The organism is Nocardioides taihuensis, assembly GCF_042657275.1.
Lineage (GTDB): Bacteria > Actinomycetota > Actinomycetes > Propionibacteriales > Nocardioidaceae > Nocardioides > Nocardioides taihuensis.
The window spans coordinates 86353-108875 of record NZ_JBHSKD010000024.1 but is presented as its reverse complement, the minus strand read 5'-3'; the positions used below and the strand labels follow the sequence as shown (position 1 = coordinate 108875).

Annotated in this window: 22 protein-coding genes and 1 tRNA gene; 7 read left to right on the top strand and 16 right to left on the bottom strand. The window is 73.1% G+C overall.

What is annotated here, in order from left to right; translation table 11 throughout:
* Positions 1 to 22 precede the first annotated feature (22 nt).
* From ACFPGP_RS17565 to ACFPGP_RS17555, 3 genes are all read right to left on the bottom strand, one after another.
* Positions 23 to 2359 carry a ComEC/Rec2 family competence protein gene (locus tag ACFPGP_RS17565; protein ID WP_378592101.1) on the bottom strand — a complete coding sequence of 779 codons (2337 nt, stop codon included), beginning with the start codon at positions 2357 to 2359 and terminating at the stop codon, positions 23 to 25.
* Between the two features lies 1 nt (position 2360).
* On the bottom strand, positions 2361 to 3410 hold the full coding sequence (locus tag ACFPGP_RS17560) for a ComEA family DNA-binding protein (RefSeq protein WP_378592100.1): 1050 nt from the start codon (positions 3408 to 3410) through the stop codon (positions 2361 to 2363).
* A gap of 111 nt (positions 3411 to 3521) precedes the next feature.
* Positions 3522 to 4376: a DegV family protein gene (locus ACFPGP_RS17555; protein ID WP_378592099.1), complete on the bottom strand. Its 855-nt coding sequence runs from the start codon at positions 4374 to 4376 to the stop codon at positions 3522 to 3524.
* Positions 4377 to 4456: 80 nt separating this feature from the next.
* Here ACFPGP_RS17555 and ACFPGP_RS17550 point away from each other — a divergent pair, with 80 nt between their 5' ends.
* Entirely contained in the window at positions 4457 to 5065 is a 609-nt protein-coding gene (locus ACFPGP_RS17550) for a class I SAM-dependent methyltransferase (protein ID WP_378592097.1), read from the top strand.
* On the opposite strand, the gene leuS is transcribed toward ACFPGP_RS17550, so the two are convergent.
* On the bottom strand, positions 5049 to 7529 hold the full coding sequence (gene leuS, locus ACFPGP_RS17545; protein WP_378592096.1) for a leucine--tRNA ligase: 2481 nt from the start codon (positions 7527 to 7529) through the stop codon (positions 5049 to 5051). The genes ACFPGP_RS17550 and leuS overlap by 17 nt on opposite strands.
* Before the next feature lie 134 nt (positions 7530 to 7663).
* A complete protein-coding gene (locus tag ACFPGP_RS17540; protein WP_378592134.1) occupies positions 7664 to 7945 on the bottom strand; it encodes an antibiotic biosynthesis monooxygenase family protein in 282 nt (93 codons plus the stop codon).
* A 61-nt stretch (positions 7946 to 8006) separates the two neighbouring features.
* Between ACFPGP_RS17540 and ACFPGP_RS17535 the strand changes: the two genes are divergently transcribed.
* The gene (locus ACFPGP_RS17535) at positions 8007 to 8768 is read left to right on the top strand and encodes an SDR family NAD(P)-dependent oxidoreductase (RefSeq protein ID WP_378592094.1); all 762 of its coding nucleotides are present in this window, start codon (positions 8007 to 8009) and stop codon (positions 8766 to 8768) included.
* 134 nt (positions 8769 to 8902) lie between these two features.
* Positions 8903 to 10477, top strand: coding sequence for an LCP family protein (locus ACFPGP_RS17530; RefSeq protein ID WP_378592093.1), 1575 nt, complete (start codon positions 8903 to 8905; stop codon positions 10475 to 10477).
* Positions 10478 to 10486: 9 nt separating this feature from the next.
* Here ACFPGP_RS17530 and ACFPGP_RS17525 read toward each other — a convergent pair whose 3' ends face one another.
* On the bottom strand, positions 10487 to 11317 hold the full coding sequence (locus ACFPGP_RS17525) for an alpha/beta fold hydrolase (RefSeq protein WP_378592091.1): 831 nt from the start codon (positions 11315 to 11317) through the stop codon (positions 10487 to 10489).
* A 16-nt stretch (positions 11318 to 11333) separates the two neighbouring features.
* The gene (locus ACFPGP_RS17520) at positions 11334 to 12572 is read right to left on the bottom strand and encodes a CapA family protein (RefSeq protein WP_378592090.1); all 1239 of its coding nucleotides are present in this window, start codon (positions 12570 to 12572) and stop codon (positions 11334 to 11336) included.
* A 249-nt stretch (positions 12573 to 12821) separates the two neighbouring features.
* Here ACFPGP_RS17520 and ACFPGP_RS17515 point away from each other — a divergent pair, with 249 nt between their 5' ends.
* Entirely contained in the window at positions 12822 to 14390 is a 1569-nt protein-coding gene (locus tag ACFPGP_RS17515; RefSeq protein ID WP_378592089.1) for a sulfatase family protein, read from the top strand.
* Positions 14391 to 14636: 246 nt separating this feature from the next.
* Complete coding sequence (locus ACFPGP_RS17510) at positions 14637 to 14900, top strand: hypothetical protein (protein WP_378592087.1); 264 nt, start codon at positions 14637 to 14639, stop codon at positions 14898 to 14900.
* Positions 14901 to 14933: 33 nt separating this feature from the next.
* Here the strand turns inward: ACFPGP_RS17510 and ACFPGP_RS17505 are convergent, their stop codons facing one another.
* Positions 14934 to 15563 carry a hypothetical protein gene (locus ACFPGP_RS17505; protein WP_378592086.1) on the bottom strand — a complete coding sequence of 210 codons (630 nt, stop codon included), beginning with the start codon at positions 15561 to 15563 and terminating at the stop codon, positions 14934 to 14936.
* A gap of 76 nt (positions 15564 to 15639) precedes the next feature.
* On the opposite strand from ACFPGP_RS17505, the gene ACFPGP_RS17500 reads away from it, so the two are divergent.
* Positions 15640 to 15798, top strand: coding sequence for a hypothetical protein (locus ACFPGP_RS17500; protein ID WP_378592085.1), 159 nt, complete (start codon positions 15640 to 15642; stop codon positions 15796 to 15798).
* A 7-nt stretch (positions 15799 to 15805) separates the two neighbouring features.
* On the opposite strand, the gene ACFPGP_RS17495 is transcribed toward ACFPGP_RS17500, so the two are convergent.
* The 8 genes from ACFPGP_RS17495 to ACFPGP_RS17460 all read right to left on the bottom strand — a co-directional run bounded on the left by ACFPGP_RS17495 (position 15806) and on the right by ACFPGP_RS17460 (position 20827).
* Complete coding sequence (locus ACFPGP_RS17495; RefSeq protein ID WP_378592084.1) at positions 15806 to 16030, bottom strand: hypothetical protein; 225 nt, start codon at positions 16028 to 16030, stop codon at positions 15806 to 15808.
* A gap of 150 nt (positions 16031 to 16180) precedes the next feature.
* On the bottom strand, positions 16181 to 17416 hold the full coding sequence (locus ACFPGP_RS17490) for a tyrosine-type recombinase/integrase (RefSeq protein WP_378592083.1): 1236 nt from the start codon (positions 17414 to 17416) through the stop codon (positions 16181 to 16183).
* 205 nt (positions 17417 to 17621) lie between these two features.
* Positions 17622 to 17694, bottom strand: a tRNA-Ala gene (locus ACFPGP_RS17485).
* 43 nt (positions 17695 to 17737) lie between these two features.
* On the bottom strand, positions 17738 to 18385 hold the full coding sequence (locus ACFPGP_RS17480; protein WP_378592080.1) for a histidine phosphatase family protein: 648 nt from the start codon (positions 18383 to 18385) through the stop codon (positions 17738 to 17740).
* Positions 18382 to 18759: a ribosome silencing factor gene (rsfS, locus tag ACFPGP_RS17475; RefSeq protein WP_378592079.1), complete on the bottom strand. Its 378-nt coding sequence runs from the start codon at positions 18757 to 18759 to the stop codon at positions 18382 to 18384. Before rsfS ends, ACFPGP_RS17480 begins: the two co-directional genes overlap by 4 nt.
* On the bottom strand, positions 18756 to 19394 hold the full coding sequence (nadD, locus tag ACFPGP_RS17470; RefSeq protein ID WP_378592133.1) for a nicotinate-nucleotide adenylyltransferase: 639 nt from the start codon (positions 19392 to 19394) through the stop codon (positions 18756 to 18758). The genes rsfS and nadD overlap by 4 nt, the downstream gene beginning before the upstream one ends.
* Complete coding sequence (locus tag ACFPGP_RS17465) at positions 19391 to 19546, bottom strand: hypothetical protein (protein ID WP_378592078.1); 156 nt, start codon at positions 19544 to 19546, stop codon at positions 19391 to 19393. Before ACFPGP_RS17465 ends, nadD begins: the two co-directional genes overlap by 4 nt.
* 30 nt (positions 19547 to 19576) lie before the next feature.
* Positions 19577 to 20827, bottom strand: a complete 1251-nt coding sequence (locus tag ACFPGP_RS17460) for a glutamate-5-semialdehyde dehydrogenase (RefSeq protein ID WP_378592077.1) — start codon at positions 20825 to 20827, stop codon at positions 19577 to 19579.
* A 130-nt stretch (positions 20828 to 20957) separates the two neighbouring features.
* Between ACFPGP_RS17460 and ACFPGP_RS17455 the strand changes: the two genes are divergently transcribed.
* On the top strand, positions 20958 to 22442 hold the full coding sequence (locus ACFPGP_RS17455) for a lysyl oxidase family protein (RefSeq protein ID WP_378592076.1): 1485 nt from the start codon (positions 20958 to 20960) through the stop codon (positions 22440 to 22442).
* Positions 22443 to 22523: the final 81 nt, after the last annotated feature.

The window sequence follows — 22523 nt, the reverse complement described above, 5'->3', positions numbered from 1 at the left end:
GGCGGCGAGGGCCGCGGACGCCTCAGCGCTCGGTCACCGTGCCGAGCCCACCGTCGTCGACCACGACCGCGAGGTCGCCGTCGAGGTCGGTGCGCAGCACCTGCGCGCCCGCACCCTCGAGGGCGTTCACCGTCGAGCTCGCCGGGTGCCCGTAGTCGTTGTCGGCCCCCACGCTCACCAGGGCGACCGGGGCGCCCAGCCCGGTCAGGAACGGCAGGTCCTGGTAGCGGCTGCCGTGGTGGGGCACCTTGAGCACGTCGACGGCCAGACCGGGCCAGGCCTGGGCCAGGGCGGCCTGCCCGCCGGCCTCGAGGTCGCCCGGCAGCAGCACCCGGACGCCGTCGACCTCGGCGAGCAGCACCACGCTGGCGTCGTTGGGAGCGCTGTCGTCTCCCGCCCACAGTCGCGGCGGGCCCGGCCCCGGCGCGAGCACCTGGAGCGTGACGTCGCCGACGGTGCGGGTCTCGCCGTACGACGCGACCCGCACCGCCGCGCCCGCCTCGTCGGCCTCCTCCGCCACCGTCTGCGCACCGGCGACGGGGTCGGCCAGCGAGGTCACGTCGACCTCGGTCGGCCCCCGCCCGGACAGCACCGCCGGCAGGCCGTCGACGTGGTCGGCGTGGAAGTGGGTCAGCACGACCAGCGGCACCTCGGTGACGTCGAGGCGGTGCAGGCAGTCGTCGACGGCCGCGGGGTCGGGGCCGGCGTCCACGACCACGGCCGAGCCCGGCCCTGCGCGCAGCACCAGGGCGTCACCCTGCCCCACGTCGCACGCCGCCACCACCCACCCCGCCGGCGGCCACCCTGGGCTCGGGGGCCGCACCAGCACGACCACCACCAGCAGGGCCGCGCACGCGGTCCCGGTCGAACGACGCCGCACGAGGAACGGCCCCGCCAGCGCGACCACCAGGCACAGACCGGTGAGCAGGGCGAGCGCGAGCGCGCCGGTCCCCCACCCGACGGCCGCACCCGGCAGGTCGGCGCCGACCCGGGCCACCAGCACGATCCAGGCCACGCACCACGACGCCAGCGTCCCGGCGACGGTGCCGGCGGGCCCCCAGAGCAGCCCGAGCAGAGCCCCTGCCAGGCCGAGCACCGTGGCCGGTGCCACCGCCGGCGCGGCGAGCAGGTTGGCGACCACGGCGACGAGACTCACCTGACCCGACAGCGCGGCCACCAGCGGCGTGCAGGCCAGCTGCGCCGCGGTCGGCACCGCGACCGCATCGGCCGCCCAGCCCGGGAGCCACCGGCGCAGGGCGTCGCGCCACCCGGGCGCCAGCAGCAGGATCCCCGCCGTCGCCACCACCGAGAGCGCGAACCCCGCCGTCAGCGCCAGCCCCGGGTCGACCAGCAGCAGGCCGACCACGGCCACACCCAACCCCCGTGTGCCCCGCCGGCGCCCGTCGCGCCCGAGCGCCAGCAGCCCGACGGTCCCCATCGCGGCCGCCCGCAGCACGCTCGGCTCGGTGCGCGCGACCAGGACGAAACCCGCGATCCCGGCCGCCCCCACCACCACGAGCCACCGGCCGCGCACGCCGAGCCAGCGCGCGAGCAGCAGCACGAAGCCCACGACCAGGGTCAGGTTGGTGCCGGAGACCGCGAGCAGGTGGGTCAGGCCGGTGCGCCGGAAGTCCTCGGCCACCTCCGGGTCGAGGCCGCCGTCGTCACCAGCGACCAGCGCCGGCACCAGGGCTCGTTGGTCGTCGGGCCGGTGCGCCACCGAGTCGCGCAGCGAGTCGCGCACGGCGTCGGCCGCCCGCCACCACAGCCCCGGACCGGCGAGCACCTCCGGCGCGGTGCGCGTCGACAGGACCGCGGCCAGCCCCTCGCCGTCCGCCGGCTGCACGAGGCCGGTCGCCCGCACCGTGCTGCCCAACCGGACGCCGGCCCACTCCGGCCCACCGAGCACCAGCACCGCCGCCCGTAGCCGGTGGGTCTCCCCGCGCCCCGTGACCTCGGTGACCGTCCCGCGCGCCAGCACGCCCGGCGTGCCGTGACCGCCGTCGAACGCCCGGGGGTCGGTGGTCACCGTGAGCACCACCGTCACGGCGGCCCCCTCGTCGGCCAGCACCCCCAGCGGGCTCTGCTCCGCCTGGGACTGCCGCGCCACGGCCCCCACCCACACCGCGAGGAAGGCCAGCAGCAGCCCGGTCGCCGTCCAGCGCCGCCCGGCGCGCCACCGCCGACCACGACCGAGCAGCACCAGCCCGGCGGCCACGGCACCTGCCAGCACCCCCGGCGCCGGCAGCAGGTAGCCCGCGAGCCCACCTGCCCAGGCCGCGAGCGCCAGGAGCGGCACCCGCAGGTCGGGCAGCAACCCCGACGGCGGCGACCTCGTCGACTCCTCCGGCGGGCCCACGTCACACCGTCACGTAGGGCGCGATCTGCGCGAGCGTCGCGTCGCCGATGCCGTCGACCTCGAGCAGCTCCTCGACCGCCGTGAACCCGCCGTGCTCGGTCCGCCAGGCGACGATGGCGCCCGCAGTGACCGGGCCCACCTCGGGCAGGGTGTCGAGCTGGGACTCGTCGGCGGTGTTGAGGTTGACCAGCGCGGCGCCGGTCGGCGGCGCGGCCGTCGAGGTGGGCACGGGGCCGGCCGCCCCGACGGGTGCACCCACGGCGACCACGATCTGCTCGCCGTCGGTGAGCAGCCGGGCGAGGTTGAGCGAGGAGAGGTCGACATGGGGCCGCGCCCCGCCCGCGGCCTCGAGGGCGTCGACCACCCGGGAGCCGGCTGGCAGCACGACGATCCCCGGTCGCCGCACCCTCCCGGCGACGTCGACCGTGACCTGCCCCGCGGCCGGGCCCGACATCGCCCCACCCGCGCCCGCGGAGGCGGTGCCGCTCCCGGCCACGACCGCCTCGGCCGGCGTGGCCGGCACGACGGGGGTGGCGAGCCCGCCGCTGGACAGGCGGGGTGCCGCGAGGGGGCGGGCGTCGGCCCGCACCACGACCCAGCAGGTCACGGCCAGACCGACAGCCGCCAGCACCGCGACCAGCGCGAGGGTCGCCGGGCTCAGTGCGAAACGCCCCCGCAGCGTCGCCGGCACCAGCGTCGCGCAGGTGCCCGGCCGCCGGGCCGCGTGCCGGCCGGGCACCGGCAGGGCCCGTGGGCCCTCATCCGCACCGTCCGACCCGTCCGACCCGTCCGGTGCGGCCGGGTGGGGCGGAGGAGCGAGCACCACTGCTGCCCGCCGTGAGGACGCCACCCGCGTGTGCTCGAGCACCGGGTCGGCGGGCCGGTCCGGGCGACCCCCCGCGCCGCCCGGGCCGCCGCGGCCGCCCGACCGACCGCCCACCACGTCGTCGTCGGCCGTCTCGTCGCGCAGGCCGGCCAGCTCTGCGCTGAGCAGGGCGAGACGGCGCTGCACCGCCTCCTGGTGCGCCGGGCGTGGTCGTCGACTGCTCATGACCGCGACGCTAGGCAGCCGCGCCCTCGCCCGGCGGCCCGTGCCGGGCGACCTGTGGACAGTGCGGTCACGGGACGCCCCTGTGGACGTCTCGCGGGCCGTCGGGCGGACTCAGACCCGCGGGGCCACGCAGACGGCCAGCATTCCCGGCCCCACGTGCGCGCCGAGCACCGCGCCCAGCTCGCTGCACCACACCTCGCCCGCGAGCTGCCCCTCGAGCCGCTCGCCGAGGTTGCTCGCCAGCTGCGCGGCCCGTTCGGGGCTGGCCAGGTGGGAGACGCAGACGTCGACCTCGGCCTCCCCGGCCGCGGCCACGGCCAGCTCCTCGAGGCGAGCCAGCGCGCGCGCCGCCGTGCGCACCTTCTCGACCGTCGCGACCCTGCCGTCGGCGATCTGGAGCAGCGGCTTCACGGCGAGCGCACCGCCGAAGAGTGCGGCAGCCGCACCGATCCGGCCCCCGCGGCGCAGGTACTCCAGCGTGTCGACGTAGAACAGCGAGGCGCTCGCGGCAGCCCGCTCGCGCGCGGCGGTGGCGGCCTCCTCGACCGTGCCGCCCGCGTCCACCACGTCGGCGGCGGCCAGCACGGCGTACCCCGTCGCGACCCCGACCTGGCGGCTGTCGACGGTCACGACCGGCACCGACGCCTGCTGGGCCGCGAGCTGCGCGGACTCGAAGGTCCCGCTCATCTCGCCGGACAGGTGCACCGACAGCACCACGTCGGCCCCGTCGGCCGCGGCCTGTTCGTAGGCCGCGAGCATCCGCGCCGGCGCGGGTCGGGAGGTGCTCACCGGGCGGAAGTCACGCAGCGCGGCGGCCACCGTCTCCGGCGTCGCCCCCTCCGAGCCCTCGTCGTGCACCGCAGCGCCGATCACCACCTGCACCGGCACGACCGTGATCCCGCGCTCGGCGACGACGTCCTCGGGCAGCGAGGCCGTCGAGTCGGTGACGAGGGCGATCCGGGGCACGAGCGCAGGTTAGCGACAGGACGCCCCGGTCACCGCCACTGTCCGGCGCCGAGGGCACGTCATGCCCTAGCGTGCGGCAGGTGGACGACGCCTGGCCCGCCTACTACGACGCCCTCGCCGGCCGCGAGCCGCGGCCCCTGCTGGCGCGGGCCATGACCGTCACCGGGCCGCCCTCGGCCGACGACCACGCCGTCGACCTCGGCTGCGGCGACGGCACCGAGGCGGCCGCGCTGGCGGCCGCCGGGTGGCGGGTCCTCGCAGTCGACGGCTCCGCCGACGGCGTACGACGCACCCGCGCGCTGCTCGAGGCCCTGGTCGCCGAGGGCCGGGTGGAGCCGCACCGGGTCGAGGCCCGCCGTGCGGAGCTCTCTGCCGTCGACCTGCCCGCCTCCCGCCTCGTCCTCAGCTGCTTCGCGCTCCCCTTCGCCGACGACCTCGCCGCGGCCTGGGCCGGCGCCCGGGGCGCGCTCGTGCCGGGCGGCGTGCTCGCCGTGACGATCTTCGGCGACCGCGACGACTGGACCGGTGAGCCCGGCGTCACCACCGTCACCCGTGCCCAGCTCGAGGAGATGCTCGACGGGCTCGAGGTGCTCGAGCTCGACGAGGCAGAGGAAGACCGCCCGACCGCCCTCGGCGTCGCCAAGCACTGGCACACCTACGAGGTGCTGGCGCTCAGACCACCACGTTGACCAGCTTCGGCGCGCGGGTGATCACCTTGCGCACCGGCCGGCCGTCGATGGCACGCACGACAGCCGCATCGGCCAGTGCCAGTGCCTCCAGGTCGGACTCGGAGATGTCGGGCGACACCTCCAGCCGACCGCGCACCTTGCCCTGCACCTGCACGACCGCGGTCACCGACTCCTCGACCAGCAGCGCCTCGTCGACGACCGGCCATCCGGCGCGGGCGACGGTGGGCTCGTGCCCCAGCCGCTGCCACATCTCCTCCGCGACGTACGGCGTGACCAGCGACAGCAGGACCGCCACGGCCTCGACCGCCTCGCGCACCGCGGGGTCGGCGGGGCCGCAGCCGCTGTCGATCGCCTTGCGGGTGGCGTTCACCAGCTCCATGGTCCGCGCGACGGCGACGTTGAAGCGGTGCGACTCGATCAGGCCCCCGCACTCGTGCACGGTCTTGTGGGTGACCCGCCGCAGGCCGACGTCCCCGGTCGTCGGGTCGGTGCCGGGCGCCGACGTCACGTCGCCGCTCAGCCGCCACGCCCGCTGCAGGAACTTCAGCGACCCGCTCGGCGACATCTCCGCCCAGTCGATGTCGTCCTCCGGCGGCCCCGCGAAGACCAAGGTCAGCCGGATCGCGTCCACGCCGTACTCGCGTAGTTGCTCCCCCAGACTGACGCCGTTGCCCAGCGACTTGCTCATCTTCTTGCCACGGTTGATCACGAAGCCCTGGTTCAGCTGGGCCGCGAAGGGCTCGCGGAAGCCGACCAGGCCCATGTCCGCCAGCGCCTTGGTCACGAAGCGGGCGTACATCAGGTGCAGCACGGCGTGCTCCACGCCGCCGATGTAGATGTCGCACGGACCCCAGGCGTTGACCAGGTCGGTGTCGAAGGCCTGGTGGTCGTCGTGCGGCGAGCAGTAGCGCAGGAAGTACCACGACGAGTCCACGAAGGTGTCCATCGTGTCCGAGTCACGCTTGGCCGGGCCGCCGCACTGCGGGCACTCGACGTTGACCCAGTTCTCGGCGGCCGCCAGCGGCGAGACGCCCTTGGGCTTCAGGTCCGCGCCCTTCAGGTCCTCAGGCAGCCGGACCGGCAGCTGGTCCTCGGGCACCGCCACCTCGCCGCACGTGTCGCAGTGCACGATCGGGATCGGCGGGCCCCAGAAGCGCTGCCGCGACAGCAGCCAGTCGCGCAGCCGGAAGTTCACCGTGCCGCGCCCGACGCCGCGCTCCTCCAGCCACGCGATGATCGTGCGCTTGGCCTCGTCGACGCCCATGCCGTCCAGCGACACCGAGTCGTTGGCGGAGTTCACCGCCGGCCCGTCGCCGACGTACGCCTCACCCTCCCAGCCCTCGGGCGGCTGCACGGTGCGCACGATCGGCAGGTCGAACCTGGTGGCGAAGTCCCAGTCGCGCTGGTCCTGCGCGGGCACGGCCATGATCGCGCCCGTGCCGTAGTCGGCCAGCACGTAGTCGGCGGCCCAGATCGGGATGGCCTCACCGTTGACCGGGTTGACCGCGTCGACGCCCAGGTAGACGCCGGTCTTGGGCCGGTCGGTGGCCAGGCGGTCGATCTCGGAGGCCTTGCGCACCTCCTCCAGGTACGACGCCAGCGCCGGCGCCTGCTCCTCGGTCACCAGCTCCTGGGCCAGGGCAGCATCGGCGGCGACCACCATGAACGTCGCGCCGAACAGCGTGTCGGGCCGCGTCGTGTACACCGTCAGCGGCTCGTCGCGGCCGGGCACGGCGAAGTCGACGTGCGCGCCCTCCGAGCGCCCGATCCAGTTGCGCTGCGCGGTGACCACGCGGTCGGGCCAGGTCGGCGCCAGCACGTCCAGGTCGTCCAGCAGCTCCTGGGCGTAGTTCGTGATCCGGAAGTACCACTGGGTCAGGTCGCGCTTGGTGACCTCCGCGCCGCAGCGCTCGCACATGCCCTGCACGACCTGCTCGTTGGCCAGCACGGTCTGGTCGTTGGGGCACCAGTTGACCGGCGACTTCTTGCGGTAGGCCAGGCCCTGCTCGCGCAGCTTCAGGAACAGCCACTGGGTCCAGCGGTAGTACTCCGGGTCGGAGGTGTTGAAGGTGCGGCTCCAGTCGAACGACGTCGCCAGGTGCTTGCACGACTCGATCGAGGTCTGGATGTTGCCGTAGGTGTAGGTCGCGGGGTGCTCGTCGTTGCGGATCGCGGCATTCTCCGCGGGCAGGCCGAAGGAGTCGAAGCCCATCGGGTTCAGCACCTCGTAGCCGCGCTGCCACCAGTAGCGCGCCACGACGTCGTGCAGCGAGAACACCTCGGCGTGACCCATGTGCAGGTCGCCGCTCGGGTAGGGGAACATCGTCAGCGCGTAGCGCTTCTCGCGGGGGCTGTCGTCGTCGGCGCGGAAGGGCTGCAGCTCCTCCCACACCGGCAGCCACCGGGCCTCGACGGCCGCCACGTCGTAGGTCTCGCGGGCCTCGGCGGCGTTCTGCTCGCTCATCTCGTCTCTCTCAGCTCTGTCGAAGGGCGGAATCTGCTCGGGGCACAAAAAAGCCCCTCAGGCACGAGGGGCAGCCGCGTCGAGGTGTGCGCACCGACGCGGCTAGGTAAGGAGCAGGGTCCTCCGCATGCCGCTCATGGTAGCGCGGACCGGGTCCACGCGCTCGCGCGGTCGACCTCGCCGACGGCGATCGAGTACTCCTCGTAGTAGTCGCGCAGCCCGGCGCGCTGCGCCTCGCGGTGCTCGGGGTGACGGGCCCACGCCTCGTGGGAGGCGCGGTCGGCGAAGGTCACCACCGTCACGCGCTCGCCGTCCTCGGCGGTGAAGCCCTTGTGCTCCACATAGCCCGGCATGGTGCGGGCGAGCGCGGAGATCCGCGCCGCGTGGTCGGCGTACGCGTCGGCGTCCGGTCGCAGCCGCGAGCGGAGACGGTGATCACCTGGCCGGGGAGGGGTTCCATGCCCCTAGTCTCGCAACATGACCGTCCCCGACCTCTTCCGACTCGACGGCCGCGTCGCGATCGTCACCGGCGCCTCCTCCGGGCTCGGCGTCGCCTTCGCCCAGGGGCTGGCCGAGGCCGGCGCCGACGTGGTGCTCGGCGCCCGGCGTGCCGACCGGCTCGCCGAGACCGCGCGCCTCGTCGAGGCCACCGGCCGCCGCGCCCTCGCCGTCGCCACCGACGTCTCCGACCCCGACTCCTGCACGGCGCTGGTCGAGGCGGCCGTCGCCGAGCTCGGCCGGGTGGACGTGCTCGTCAACAACGCCGGCATCGGGACGGCGGTCCCCGCGACCCGCGAGACGCCCGAGCAGTTCCGGCAGGTCATCGACGTCAACCTCAACGGCTGCTACTGGATGGCGCAGGCCTGCGGCCGGGTGATGCAGCCGGGGTCGTCGATCATCAACATCTCCTCGGTCCTCGGGCTCACCACCGCCGGCCTGCCGCAGGCGGCGTACGCCGCGTCGAAGGCCGGGCTGATCGGCCTGACCCGCGACCTGGCCCAGCAGTGGACCGGGCGCAAGGGGATCCGCGTGAACGCGATCGCCCCCGGGTTCTTCACCTCGGAGATGACCGAGCAGTACCCGCCCGGCTACCTCGAGTCGCAGGCGCCGAGGATCCCAGTGGGCCGCAAGGGCGACCCGGCCGAGCTGGCCGCGGCGGTGGTCTTCCTGGCCTCCGACGCCGGCGGGTACGTCACCGGCCAGACCCTCGCCGTCGACGGCGGCATGACCATCACCTGACCGGACGGCACGGCACGCGGCACGACTGGTCCAGACGTCGCGGTAATGCTCCGGTCGCGGGGTACCACTGGTATTTTCGGCGCCGTACGCGGCCCTCGTGGTGGATGGGCCGCGCGACCGCAGCGAGGGAAGACATGGCCGAGTCGTCGGCAGCGATCGCGCCCGGCCAGGGGAGGGAGCCGGGCCGTCGGCGCGCCCCCCGCAAGGGTCTGCTGGCGCGGCTGCGCCCGACCCCGCGCCCGCGCAGCCACCGCTCCCCCACCACCGGCGCGCACGCCGTGGGCGGCGCCCGCCGCGCCACCACGCAACCGGCCTTCCGCCGCACCCGGGGGCTGCCCGGCACCCTCGCGGTCACGCTCGCCGGGGCGCTGTTCCCCGGGTCCGGCTTCGTGTGGACCGGCCGGCGGGCGCTCGGCCTCGCGATCCTCTGCCCGGTCGCGCTCGGCGCCCTGTGGGCGTCGTACCACTACGCGAACCTCTCCACCGTGCTCGACCTCGCGGTCGACCCGACGCGGCTGCGGTGGGTGGCACTGCTGCTGGTGGTGGGCGTGCTGCTGTGGGCGGCCACGGTCTACCTGACCTACCGGCAGGCGCGTCCCACGAGCCGCCCGCGGTGGCACACGGCCGTCGGCAACGTGTTCGTGGCCGTGCTGGTGCTGGCCCTCGGTGCCCCGCTCTTCGTCGGCGCCCGCTACGCGATGGTGCAGGCCGACCTCGTCGACTCGGTCTTCTCCGACAACCAGAGCCCGACCACCCCGCGGGGCATCAGCCGCGACGACCCGTGGGCCGGCCAGGACCGCGTCAACGTGCTGCTCCTCGGCGGCGACGGCGGTGACGGCCGCGAGGGCGTGCGCACCGACTCGGTGATCCTGATGAGCACCGACACCCACACCGGCGACACGGTGATGTTCAGCCTGCCGCGCAACATGATGCTGGCGCAGTTCCCCGAGGACAGCCCGCTGCACGACGTCTACCCGACCGGCTTCACGGGCGCCGGCGACCCTGCGTCGTACATGCTCAACGCGGTCTACGGGCAGGTGCCGGCCCTCCACCCCCACATCCTGGGCAAGAGCGACAACGAGGGCGCCGACGCCGTCAAGCAGGCGGTCGAGGGCACGCTCGGCATCCCCGTCGACTACTACGTGCTGGTCAACCTCGAGGGCTTCCGCGACGTGGTCAACGCGATCGGCGGCGTCACCGTCAACATCAACGAGCCGGTGGCGATCAAGGGCAGCACCGACCGCGGCGTGCCGCCGGTCGCGTGGCTGCAACCCGGCCCCGACCAGCACCTCGACGGCTACCACGCGCTGTGGTTCGCCCGCGGCCGCTACGGCTCCGACGACTACGAGCGGATGAACCGCCAGCGCTGCATGATCGACGCCCTCATCGACGCCTCCGACCCGGTGACGCTGATCCGCAACTACCAGGACCTCGCCGAGGTCGGCAAGCAGATCGTGGTGACCGACCTGCCGCAAGAGGTGCTGCCCGCCTTCAGCCAGCTGGCCTGGAAGGTCAAGGACGCCAAGGTGAAGTCGGTGGTGTTCGAGGCCTCCGACCGCTTCAACTCGGCGTCGCCCGACTTCACGTGGATGCGGGACGTCGTGCAGCGCAACCTCTCGGACGAGCCCGGCGCGCACCAACGCAAGGTCGGCGCCGAGGGCAGGGCGAAGGACACCAAGGCCTCCTGCGCCTACCGCCCCGTCTCCTGAGCGGCGGGTTCACCGCCCCTCGACGAGCTCCAGCAGCGTCCGGCCGACCGGGGTCAGCTCGCCGTCCTGGATCCGGGTGAGCAGCTCCCACCCGTGACCCGCGCGGCCCTCGACGAAGGTCGCACCGGTGCGCCGGGCCAGCTGCCGCGCCGCGCGGAACTCCGCCGCGCCGTCGGAACGCGCGTAGACCACCAGGCCGGGCCGGTCGACGCGTGCGGCGACGCTCGACAGCGGTACGCCGTCCCACGCCGACGGCCCCGAGACGTCGGCCCACGCGTCCACCGGCGCGCCGTCCGCGACCGCGCGCACGGTCTGCGACCCGCCCATGGACGCACCGGCGACCACGACGCGGGAGACACCCAGCTGTTCCCGCGCCCAGTCGGCCGCGACCTCCACCTGGGTCGCGGGGTCGGTGTTCCACCGCGCGGCGCAGCGCGACTGGGCGTACCCGCAGAGGTCGATGGCGACCGCCGCGACACCCGCGTGGGCGGCGTGGGTGGCCCACGGACCCCAGCCGCACAGGCCGGCGCCGCCGATCTGGTGCAGGAGGACCACCGCGGCCTCGGCGTCCTCGCCGTCGGGTAGGAAGACGCCCGCGACCAGGTGCAGGCCCCGCGGGTCGTCGATCTGCTGCCGCTCGACGAGGTCGGGCTCGGGGATCTGCGAGAGGCACCGCTCGGCGAGCGAGGCCAGCTCCGGGGCCGGGCCGGAGGTGGTGGCTGTGGAGCCTCCGGCGTCGCCGCCGGCGCCCCGGTCGCTGCTGCTGCAGCCGGTGACCAGCAGTGCGGCCAGCGCGAGCGCCGCCAGCGTCGTGTCCCGTCGCGTCGCGCCCCCGCCCACGGGCACACGGTAGCGGTCAGTCCTCCTGCAGGCCGCCCGTGCCGCCCAGCAGGTGCACCGCGTCGCGGATCTGCGCGAGCTGGCCGGGCGTGGGGTCGGTGGTGATGCGGATCGGGTTGCCGGGCGTGTAGTGGTTCCACGCCGTCGGCACGTACGCCGCGCGGGAGACCTCGAACGAGCCGTCCGGCTGCTCGGCGAACGTGAACGTCGCGCTGATGCCCTGGTAGGTCTCCGGTCGGCTCACCTCGTTCTGGGCGACCATGTTGCCCAGGCCGTAGGCGACCCACTTCCCGTTGACCTTGGTGATCGGCTGCACGACGTGCGCGTGCTCGCCGTACACCAGGTCGACGTCCGGCGACCGGGTCAGCCGGTCGGCCAGCGCGACCTGCTCGGGGGTGGGCTCGTGGACGTACTCCGAGCCCCAGTGCACGCCGACGAGCACCACGTCGGCACCGGCACGGCGGGCGGCCCGCGCCTGCGCCAGCAGGTTGTCGGCGTCCCACATCGACACCGACCACGGCTGCTCGGCCGGCAGCGGCAGCCCGTTGAGGCCGAAGGTGCCCTGCACCAGGCCGACGGTCACGCCGTCAGCCTGCAGCAGCACCGGCTGACGGCGCTCGGCAGCGGTGCGGAAGGTGCCCACGTGGGCCACTCCCTGGCGGTCCAGCAGGGTGGCGGTCCGGGCCAGGCCGGTGAAGCCCTGGTCGACGCTGTGGTTGGACGCCGTGGTGCAGGCGTCCCAGCCGAAGTCGCCGATGAAGCTCGCGATCTGCGGCGGCGCCGCGAACACCGGGTAGCCCAGGTAGGGCCCGCCCCGGGGGGCGAAGGGAACCTCCTCGTGGCACACCGCCAGGTCCGCGTCCTGCACCACCGGCGCCAGGGCACGGAACATCGGTCCGAAGTCCATGCCGCCGACGCCCGCACCGGTACGTCGGTGGTCCTCCTCCGCGCTCTCCCACACGGTGTCGTGCCAGAGCAGGTCGCCGGCGACGGCGACCGTCACCTCGCGCGGGGCCGCCTCGGGAGTCGTCACGGAGGCGTCGGAGGGGTCGTCGGTCGTGGCCGGGTCGACGGCGAGCCCGCCCGACGTACCCGTCGGCGCGGGCGCAGCCCGGGTCTCCGGCCGCTCGTCGGCCGCGCCCTCCGGGGCGACACCGCCGCAGCCGGCGAGGAGGAGGCCGCCTGTCACCGCCAACGCCGCCAGGGCCCCGGCACCGGTGTGCGTGCGGGGCCGGGTGCACCGGGGTGCGGTCACGTCGGTTCCCTCTCGCACGCGCGTTCAGCCGGAGGCTGATCCTCCGGCCTCCAGCGCCCCCGCGCCCGGATCTTCACGTTTTCTTCGCAGCTGCGTGGGGCGTGCGTCACCGCTCGCCCCATGGCAGGGTTGGTCCAGCGAGGTGACCCGGGTCCCGGACCGTGAGGACCTTGGGCGGTAGCCCGCAGGCGGACGCTGTCCCTACCTTCGAAAGGAAGTTCCTGCGGTCTCGCACCACGGGGAGGCGACGTGTTCAGAGCCGGACTGGTTGCGGCAGCGGCCGCATCTCTTCTCGCCCTTGCGGGACCCGTCGCGCCATCGACCCTGGCGCAGGCCGACTCCGTGACGGCGGCGCAGCCCGGAGCGACGGCGCAGACCGTGACGGCGGCGCAGGCACAGCGGCCGAACATCCTGCTCATCATGAGCGACGACCAGACCACCTACGACCTGCGCTTCATGCCACGCACGCTGCGGCTCATCGGTCGCGCCGGCGTCCAGGTGACCGACTTCCTCAGCCCTCACCCGCTGTGCTGCCCGGCACGCGCCGAGGTGCTCACCGGGGAGTACGCCCAGAACAACGGCGTCCGGTACAACGAGGGTCCACTGGGCGGCTGGAAGGCATTCATCCAGGCAGGCAACGCCCGTCACCAGATCGGACTGTGGCTCCACCGTGCCGGCTACCAGACCGGTTTCGTCGGGAAGATGCTCAACAAGTACCCCGACAGCGGAAAGCCGGAGCTGCCGGGATACGACCACTGGAACCCGACGACGCTGGGCACGTACTCGTACTTCGGGACCCACTACGTCAACGACGGTCACCAACGTCAGTATCCGCAGCGGTACGTGATCGACATCAACGCGGACTACACCCGCTCCTACCTCAAGGAATTCGCGTCACACGACCAGCCCTGGTTCCTGTGGGTCTCCCACGTCGCTCCGCACAACAGGAGGCCCATCAACAACACGGTCACGGGCATGCCCCCGCTGGCCGCCAAGAGGTACCACGGGCTGTTCAACGACGAGGTCCCGCCGAGCCTGGGGAAGGCGTCCTTCAACGAGGCCGACGTCAGCGACAAGCCCCTGCAGCCCGGTAGGACCGACCCTGCGCGCGTGACCTGGCTGTTCCAGCACCGGATACGCGCGCTCCAGGCCGTTGACGAGGCGAACGCCGAGGCCGTCAACCAGCTCCGCCGGTTGGGCGAGCTGGACAACACCATCATCGCCTACGTGTCCGACAACGGCTTCCTGCTCGGGGAGCACCGGCTCCTCGGCAAGAATCTCCCGTACGAGGAGGCGCTGCGTGTCCCGTTCCTGATGCGTGGACCAGGGGTCCCTGCCGGCAAGGTCATCGACCAGGCGCTGAACATGGTGGACATCACGGCCACCTTCCTCGCGGCAGCCGGGATCCTCAGGGAGGTCGACAGCGCGGAGGGCCTGGACGGGATGAACATGCTCCCGGTGTTCCGGGGCACTGCAACCGCGCCGGACACCCAGCTGATCCAGGGCGGGGCCAACGGTGAACCGCTCCGGGAGTACGGCTGGTACTGGCGTGGCGTCACCACCCGGGACTGGACCTACGCCCACTGGTGGGACGGGCAGGAGGAGCTCTACGACAACCAGACCGACCCGCAGCAGCTCGACAACCTCGCGGGACTCCCCGCGTGCCAGGCCCTCCTGCAACAGATGGCGGAGCGGTTGAGCCAGCTGGGTAGCTGCTCCGGTGGCGACTGCCGGCGCAGCTTTGGTGACCCCACCGACACCGCGCCCTGCCAGGTACCCCCCGCTCCTGCACCCGGGGCGCGGCAGCGACAGCAGTGAGGCTGCCTGCGACCGTGGGCACCTCTGCCCCGTGCCCCAGCTCCCTCCACGACGACGAGAACCCCGGTGAGAGCGCTCTGCGCCTTCACCGGGGTTCATCGTCGTCGTGGAGCTGAGGGGACTCGAACCCCTGACCCGGCGGACGGGTCGGTGCGGGTGCGCTACTGATCCCGGCCGGGCTCCGGCTGCTCGGCGGCAACGACCACGTCCTCGTGGACGACCTGACCCGGCACCGGACTCACCCGGGTGGACGCGGACCTGGCCGACGCTCTCGGCACGGCGGACGGCACGGGCGACGACGTGGTCCTCTTCGGCACGACGTCGGACGACGTGGTCTCCGTGAGCGCGGAGGGAGGGGCGGTAGTGGCCGACGGCCTGCCCGCGACCGTCCGGGTATCCGCGGCCGACCCGACGCTCGACCGGCTGACGGTGTACGCGCTCCGGGGCGACGACACGGTCACCGCGTCGGCCGAGGCCGCCGCGCTGGTCCAGCTCAGCCTCTTCTCCTGAGCGGCCGGCACCGACCCACGTGTCCGCAGCAGCTCAGCCGGTCGCGGGCGTGATCGCCCCGCGCGCGACGTCGTCGAAGCCGAAGTTGACCGCGACGCCGTCGGCCCGGTACGGCATCTGGATCACCTTCACCTTGAGCAGCCCGACGGCGCTGGACAGCCCGAGGTAGACGTCACCGGTGTCCCGGGGCAGCGTCAGGTCGGTGCGGCTGCCGTCCACGCCGACGACCCGGACCACGAACTGGTTGGGGTAGCCGAACGGGTGCAGCCGGAAGCCGAAGTCGGTCACGGAGCCGCGTCCGGCGAAGTAGACCGACGCGTTGGGGTTGTCCGTGTCCTCGCTGAACTTGCGGTAGAGCGTCCCGTCGACGGTCCAGTAGGGGTTCGACGACCCCCAGGAGACGAACTTCATGCCGTCGAACGGCACCACCTTCCGGGCGGGGTCGAAGGCCCGGGGCTGGTCGAACGTCACCCGCGCCTCGATCTCGCTGCCGGTCAGGAACGCCGTCTCGTCGCACACGACCGCGACCACCGCCGTGCCCGCGGGGCACGGCGAGGGGTCGAGGCCGACGCCACCGGTCGGGACCGCTGCGCCTGCACCTCCCGGAGTCAGGATCGCCACCGCCGACACGAGCAGGAACGCCATCACCTGAGGACGCCACATGACCTTCCCCTCCCTCCTCCCCGTTCCGCACGCTAGGCAACATCCGGAGGCCGCGGTAGGGACCATCGTCACCGGGATGCGGGCGAACGACCGGGTCACCCGGCAGCTGGTCCTGCTCCGCGTCTCCGCTCACGACGTCAAGGTCTCGGCCGTCAAGGAGGGCCTGGCCCCGGAGGTGGTGCGCGGCCGGCTCGGCGCCGACCTGCTCGATGCGTACGCCGCGGCTCACCGCTGAGCCCGGGTCAGCCGGTGCCCGTGATGCGCTGGACGACGTTCCCGTCCTGGTCGCGGAGCTCGGCGACCCCCAGGGGGAGGTCGGCGTCGGTGATGATCTCGATGCCGGCGAACAGAGCGTGACCGCCGCCGGGGCCGGGCCCGTGCGCCTTGACGCAGTCCGGGTCGGAGCAGGCCCACTCGTGCCAGCGCGGGGCGACGCGAACCGGCTTCCCGCACTCGGGGCAGCTCACCGGAGAGCTGCCAACAGGCGTTCGCGGAGGTCGGGGCGCACAGCGAAGACGACCTCGAGGACCGGCGTGCCGTCGTCCAGGCGTTCACGGAGGGCCACCTCGAGGTAGGGGCTCCACGCGGCCGCCAGCTGCTTCCGGTTGTCGGCGCCATCACCGAGCACACAAGCCGCCGCTGACAGCGCCGTCGTCGGACACGTCCTCGGTTGGGTTGGCTTCGCCAAGAGGCCGATCCGGACCCTCGCGGCTCGTCCCAGGTTGCAGGCCGACCTCACCTGACCTGTGGCCAAAGCACACCCCTGGACCGGTGCCTTGGCCTGAGCTTCCTAGTTGTGGTCGGCCGGCAGTCAAGCGCTCGTCTGGCCAGAGCGCACGCAGGTCTCTGAACGTTCGTTCGGGACTGTTCGTGGCCCGGACGGCAGGCGCCCAGACCGCCTCCCGGTGGAATCTCGCAGAGATCGGCAGACCTTCGGGCCACTGCTCGGTGCGCAGCGGGGTCCACACGAGCTTCAGCGGAGGGTGCCATTGGGGTGGCGGTTCACGATCCGGCATCGAGAACAGTCGATCGGTGGGGCCGAGGTCGCGCTCCGCGATCAGAGTGTTCAGCGCGGCGACCACGTGGCTCGCGACGACAACTTCTCGAACGCGGCGAGTCTTGGGGTACGGCTTCCACGCAAACCGGGTACCCGTCCCGGTCTGGGCGATCGTGGCCTCCACGATCGTGCGTCTCACGACGAGCACGCAGTGAAGGGGCTTGAAGTCCTCCACGGTCAGGCCCAGGAGCTCGCCCCATCGCAGGCCCGACTCGGCTGCCAACAGCGGCATGACCCGCCACCAGGGATCCAGGGGCGCGATGATCGCGTCGGACTCCCCCCGCTCGAGGATGGTCACCCGTCGCTCGGGAAGCACCGGCAGCTGGACACCCTCACACGGGTTGATGTCGATCAGTCGGTCTCGCCGTGCCGAGACGCCCTTGCGAGCCGCCAGACACGTCTGGAGCACCTTGTGGCGGCTACGCACGACATGCGGGCCGTCTCCGGCCAGGACCTGCCTGTTGACCCAGCCTTGGACTGTCGACGGAAGGATCTGACGCAGCTGCAGGTGCCCGAAGTGCTCCTTCAGGTTCGAGCGATACGCCGACTCGTACTCGGTCTTCGTCCGGATCTCACCACCGCGGTTGGGGAGCCAACCGCGCTCGAAGTACTCGGAGAAGGTGGTCCGCCCGGCCAGCGGGTCGAACCACTGCCCCTGACGAACCTTCGACTCCTCGTCGTTGGCAGCCTGCAGGGCCGCTCGCTTGGTGGAAAACGTCTTGGTACGACGCTTCCGTCCCGTGGTGTCGCGGTAACTGCCTCGGAAGCCGGCCCCGTGCCGCTCGGCCCAGGCCATCAGAGCTCTCCCGCTCGGAACGGCCGACGAGCAGACGCCCGAGTGAGGTCCCCTCTGAGTTGCGTGTTGTGCACTGTCGGAGTCTCCTGACGCGGTCAAGAGGTTCCGCCTTGCCGAAGGAGCCTTGCCCCCTCTCTGCCCACCCAGAGAAAGGTCGAGGTGGCTCCCCCGAAGGGAAAGCCACCTCTGACCTGCTGCTACTCGGTGGAGCTGAGGGGACTCGAACCCCTGACCCTCTGCATGCCATGCAGATGCGCTACCAGCTGCGCCACAGCCCCAAGGTCGTCGTTCACGGCCACGGCCGGAGCAACGCGGGAGATACTAGCCAACCCCCGGGCGGGGGACGAAATCGGGTGTCGGCGGGGCGGTCCGGTTGTACGCCGCCAGCCGGAGGGCGCCCACCTCCGGGTGCTCCTCGAGCACCACCCAGCCGCAGTTGGAGAGCCCGCGCAGGGTGTGGAACTGGTCGTCGGGCCACCCGAGCAGGGCGCCCGTGGCCACCCGGATGGCGCCGCCGTGGGAGACCGCGATGCCGGTCTGCCCGGGCTCGAGGGCGGCGAGCAGCTCGCCGACGACCTCGCGCATCCGCTCACGCACCGCGGACGCCGGCTCCGCCCCCGGGGCCGTGTCGTAGTGGCCCCGGCGGAACTGCTCGAACTCCTCGGGGTCGGCGGCGCGGTACTCGTCGTGGGTGAGCCCCTCGCGCTCGCCGAGCGAGAACTCCCGCAGCCGGGCGTCGTACACCGGGTCGAGGCCGGCGGCCTTGCCGATCGTCAGCGCTGTGTCGCGCGCGCGGGCCAGGTCGGAGGACCAGAGCAGCACCGGGCGCAGGGCGGCCAGCACCGGAGCGACCGCGTCGGCCTGCGCACGCCCGACCTCGTCGAGCGCGGAGTCGGACTGCCCCTGGACCCGGAGGCGGTGGTTCCAGTCCGTCCGGCCGTGGCGGACGAGGACGACGCGCCTGGTCACCGCTCGCCGGAGGTGACGTCGGCCGGCAGCTCGATCGTCGGGCAGTCGCGCCAGAGCCGCTCGAGGGCGTAGAACTGCCGCTCCTCCTCGTGCTGGACGTGCACCACGATCTCGCCGTAGTCGATGAGCACCCACCGGCCGTCGCGCTCACCCTCGCGCCGGATGGGCTTCGCGCCGATCTCGCGGAGCTTGTCCTCGACCTCGTCGACGATCGACTTGACCTGCCGGTCGTTGGTCGCCGAGGCGAGCAGGAAGGCGTCGGTGATCGCGAGCTGGTCGCTGACATCGAAGGCGATGATCTGCTGGGCGAGCTTGTCGGACGCCGCGCGGGCGGCCGTGCGGACGAGCTCGAGAGCGTGGTCGGTGGCGGTCACGGGGTTCCCTCCGGGTCCTCCGGGTAGAGGTCGTGCTTGGCGATGTACTGGACGACGCCGTCGGGCACCAGGTACCAGATCGGTTCCCCGCGACGCTTGCGCTCGCGGCAGTCGGTCGACGAGATCGCGAGCGCGGGGATCTCGACCAGGGTGACCCGCTCGGGCGGGATGCCGCCCAGCGCGTCGGCGTCCATGTCGTAGCCGGGGCGGGTGCAGCCCACGAAGTTGGCCAGCTCGAACAGCTCGGCGGCGTCGCGCCAGGTGAAGATCTCGGCCAGGGCGTCGGCGCCGGTGATGAAGTAGAGCTCGGCGTCGGGCCGCTGGGCGCGCAGGTCGCGCAGAGTGTCGATCGTGTACGTCGGGCCGTCGCGGTCGATGTCGACCCGCGAGACCCGGAACCGCGGGTTGGCAGCGGTGGCGATCACCGTCATCAGGTAGCGGTGCTCGGCCGGCGAGACCTCACGGTGCGCCTTCTGCCAGGGAGCACCGGTCGGCACGAAGACGACCTCGTCGAGGTCGAACCACGCCTGCACCTCCGAGGCCGCGACGAGGTGGCCGTGGTGGATCGGGTCGAAGGTGCCGCCCATGACCCCGATCCGTCGGGGCCCGGGTCGCTGCGGCTCGTGGGCGCTCAGCTGTGATCGCGCCCGGCGCCGAAGGCCAGGAGCGCGCCCATCAGGAGGAGCAGCGCGGCCAGCACGCAACCACCGATGAAGAAGCTCAGGGCGGTGTTGACCTGCTCGGCATCCTCGACGGACGTGGAGGCCAGGACGATCAGCTGCGACATGGCCGACAGCCTACCCGGCACGGCCCCCGGTCAGCGCACGTGCCCGTCACCGGTGACGACGTACTTGGTCGAGGTCATCTCCTGCAGGCCCATCGGACCACGCGCGTGCAGCTTCTGGGTGGAGATGCCGATCTCGGCGCCGAACCCGAACTCGGCGCCGTCGGTGAAGCGCGTCGAGGCGTTGACCAGCACGGCCGCGGAGTCGACCTCGGCCACGAACCGTCGGGCGGCCCGCTGGTCGGTGGTCACGATCGCGTCGCTGTGCGCGCTCGAGTGCGCGCGCACGTGCGCGATCGCGGCGTCGAGGTCGGGCACGACGGCCGCGGAGATGTCGAGGGAGAGGTACTCGGTGTCCCAGTCCTCGTCGGTCGCCGCCACCACCCCGTCGTACGACGCGAACGCCGCGTCGCCGTGGACCGTGACGCCCGCCTCCTGGAGCGCCTCGATCACGCGCCGCAGGAAGGCGCCGGCCACGTCGGCGTGCACCAGCAGCGACTCGGCCGCGTTGCACACGCTGGTGCGCTGGGTCTTGGCGTTGAGCACGATCGCGAGCGCCTGGTCGAGGTCGGCCGCGGCGTCGACGTAGACGTGGCAGTTGCCGACGCCGGTCTCGATGACCGGCACGGTGGACTCCTCGACCACGCTGCGGATCAGGCCGGCCCCTCCGCGCGGGATCAGCACGTCGACCAGGCCGCGGGCCCGCATCAGCTCCTTGACGCTGTCGTGGCCCTCCCCCGGCACCAGCTGCACGGCGTCGGCCGGCAGCCCGGAGCCCTCCACCGCGTCGCGCAGGGCGGCCACGATCGCGGCGTTGCTGCGGCGGGCGCTGGAGCTGCCCCGCAGCAGCACGGCGTTGCCCGACTTGAGGCAGATGCCGGCGGCGTCCGCGGTGACGTTGGGGCGCGCCTCGTAGATCATCCCCACCACGCCGAAGGGCACGCGCACCTGGCGCAGCTCGAGACCGTTGGCCAGCGTGCCGCCCCGCACGACCTCGCCCACGGGGTCCGGGAGCGCGGCCACGTCGCGCAGCCCCTGGGCCATGCCGGCAACCCGCTCCGGAGTCAGCCGCAGGCGGTCGACGATGTTGGCCGGGGTGCCCGCCTGCTCGGCACGGGTGACGTCCTCGTCGTTGGCGCGCAGCACGTCGTCGGAGGCCTCCTCGAGGGCCTCGGCCATCGCGCGCAGCGCGGCGTCCTTGCGCTCGCGCGTTGCGGTGGCGAGTGCGTACGACGCGTCGCGCGCGCGTGTCGCCGCCGCGGTCACTGCCGAACTGCTGCTCATGGTGCGAGAGTAAGCGCCGGACGCGAGCCGGTTCCGGTCCGTCCCGCCCGGCGGGCAACCAAACCGGCCCGCCGCGCGTCTGTCACTCGAAGGGGGGCGGACCGTCCGCCCCGGGGGAAGGAACATCCACGTGTCCCACACGTCTCGCCGTCGCACCACGGCGGCTCTTGCCGGCGTCACCACGGCGCTGGCCACCACCGCCACCCTGAGCCTCGTCGCCGTCGGCGGCGCCGAGGCCGCGGAGCCGGCGCCCTACTCTCCGATCGTCGTCCACGCGCCCGACAAGATCACCGTCGAGAGCTACGGCCGCGGCGACCGGGTCTACAGCAATTTCGGTCTCGCCTTCGTGGCCGACCAGGCGCCGTTCGAGGTCTGGTCCACCCGGGCCGCCGACTACGATACGCCGATCTCCACGAGCTGGAAGTCCGGCGCCTACGGCGGCACCCTCCCCGAGGGCACCGTCAGCACATTCCGCGGGCTCGACGGCTTCGTGTCCGTCGACATCACCAGGGTCTCCGACGGCAGCAGCGTGCTGAGCCGCACCATGGACAGCTGCCTCAACACCTGGTCGGCCCAGCGGATCCGCCCCGACGCCAGCGCCTACTCGCCGTACCCCCAGAGCTGCCCCTGGAACCCCTACACCCTCGGTTCGGTGATGGGCATCCAGCAGGGCTGGGCGGCGCCGCTCACCGAGGAGTGGGAGTCGTCCTACCGCCTCAAGCCGGGCCGCTACGACGTGACCGCCGCCATCAGCCCCACCTGGCGCACCGCCCTCGGCATCTCGGACGTGGACGGTGTCAAGACCGTCCGCGTCAAGGTGGTCGACGGCAACGGCCGCGTCGCGGCGCAGCCGACGACCGGCGAGGGCGTGGCCCCCCGGCCCGCCGCCCACCGCCCGAGCGGCCCGTCCGCGCTGCCGGCGCCCGACGGTCCCGCCCCGGACCTCCGCTCGCTCCCCGCGTTCGGCATCGGGATCGGCGGCAAGGGCACCACGCTGCGCTTCGGCGCCACCACCTGGAACGGCGGCGACAGCCCGCTGGTCGTCGACGGCTTCCGGTCGGAGACCGACCCCGACGCGATGGACGCCTACCAGTACTTCTTCGACCAGGACGGCAACCAGGTCGGCTACCAGCCCGTCGGGGAGATGCACTGGCACGCCGCCAACCACAACCACTGGCACTTCGAGGACTTCGCGCAGTACAACCTGCTCGCCGCAGACATGTCGCAGGTCGTGAAGTCGACCAAGCAGTCGTGGTGCCTGGCCAACACCGACGCGGTGGACTTCACCGTCGACGGTGCCGACTGGCGTCCCGAGAACACCGATCTGTCCACCGCCTGCGGCGGGTACGACGCGCTCTCGATCCGCGAGGTTCTCTCGTCGGGGTCGGGTGACACGTACTACCAGTACCGGGCAGGCCAGGCGTTCCGGATCAAGAACGTGCCCAACGGCATCTACTACATCTCGGTGGAGGCCAACCCGCTCGGCAACCTCTACGAGCTCGACGAGACCAACAACGACTCGCTCCGCAAGATCCGCATCGGCGGCAAGGGCGAGACCCGCTGGGTCCGCACCTTCCAGGTCGGCCTGGTCCAGGACGACATGGGCGGGTTCTGACCCGCACCGCACTGCTCCGCCGGCCCGCCGTCGTCACGACGGCGGGCCGGCGTCACTTGCGTGGGGTGGGACAGTGATCTC

What these genes read in the sequence shown, in the direction of transcription:
- ACFPGP_RS17505 (WP_378592086.1), bottom strand. Translation starts at nt 15,563, where the DNA reads ATGTGGCGTCCTCAGGTGATGGCGTTCCTGCTCGTGTCGGCGGTGGCG.
- ACFPGP_RS17465 (WP_378592078.1), bottom strand. Translation starts at nt 19,546, where the DNA reads ATGTCGCAGCTGATCGTCCTGGCCTCCACGTCCGTCGAGGATGCCGAG.
- ACFPGP_RS17500 (WP_378592085.1), top strand. Translation starts at nt 15,640, where the DNA reads ATGCGGGCGAACGACCGGGTCACCCGGCAGCTGGTCCTGCTCCGCGTC.
- ACFPGP_RS17560 (WP_378592100.1), bottom strand. Translation starts at nt 3,410, where the DNA reads ATGAGCAGTCGACGACCACGCCCGGCGCACCAGGAGGCGGTGCAGCGC.
- ACFPGP_RS17490 (WP_378592083.1), bottom strand. Translation starts at nt 17,416, where the DNA reads ATGGCCTGGGCCGAGCGGCACGGGGCCGGCTTCCGAGGCAGTTACCGC.
- ACFPGP_RS17535 (WP_378592094.1), top strand. Translation starts at nt 8,007, where the DNA reads ATGACCGTCCCCGACCTCTTCCGACTCGACGGCCGCGTCGCGATCGTC.
- ACFPGP_RS17460 (WP_378592077.1), bottom strand. Translation starts at nt 20,827, where the DNA reads ATGAGCAGCAGTTCGGCAGTGACCGCGGCGGCGACACGCGCGCGCGAC.
- ACFPGP_RS17530 (WP_378592093.1), top strand. Translation starts at nt 8,903, where the DNA reads ATGGCCGAGTCGTCGGCAGCGATCGCGCCCGGCCAGGGGAGGGAGCCG.
- leuS (WP_378592096.1), bottom strand. Translation starts at nt 7,529, where the DNA reads ATGAGCGAGCAGAACGCCGCCGAGGCCCGCGAGACCTACGACGTGGCG.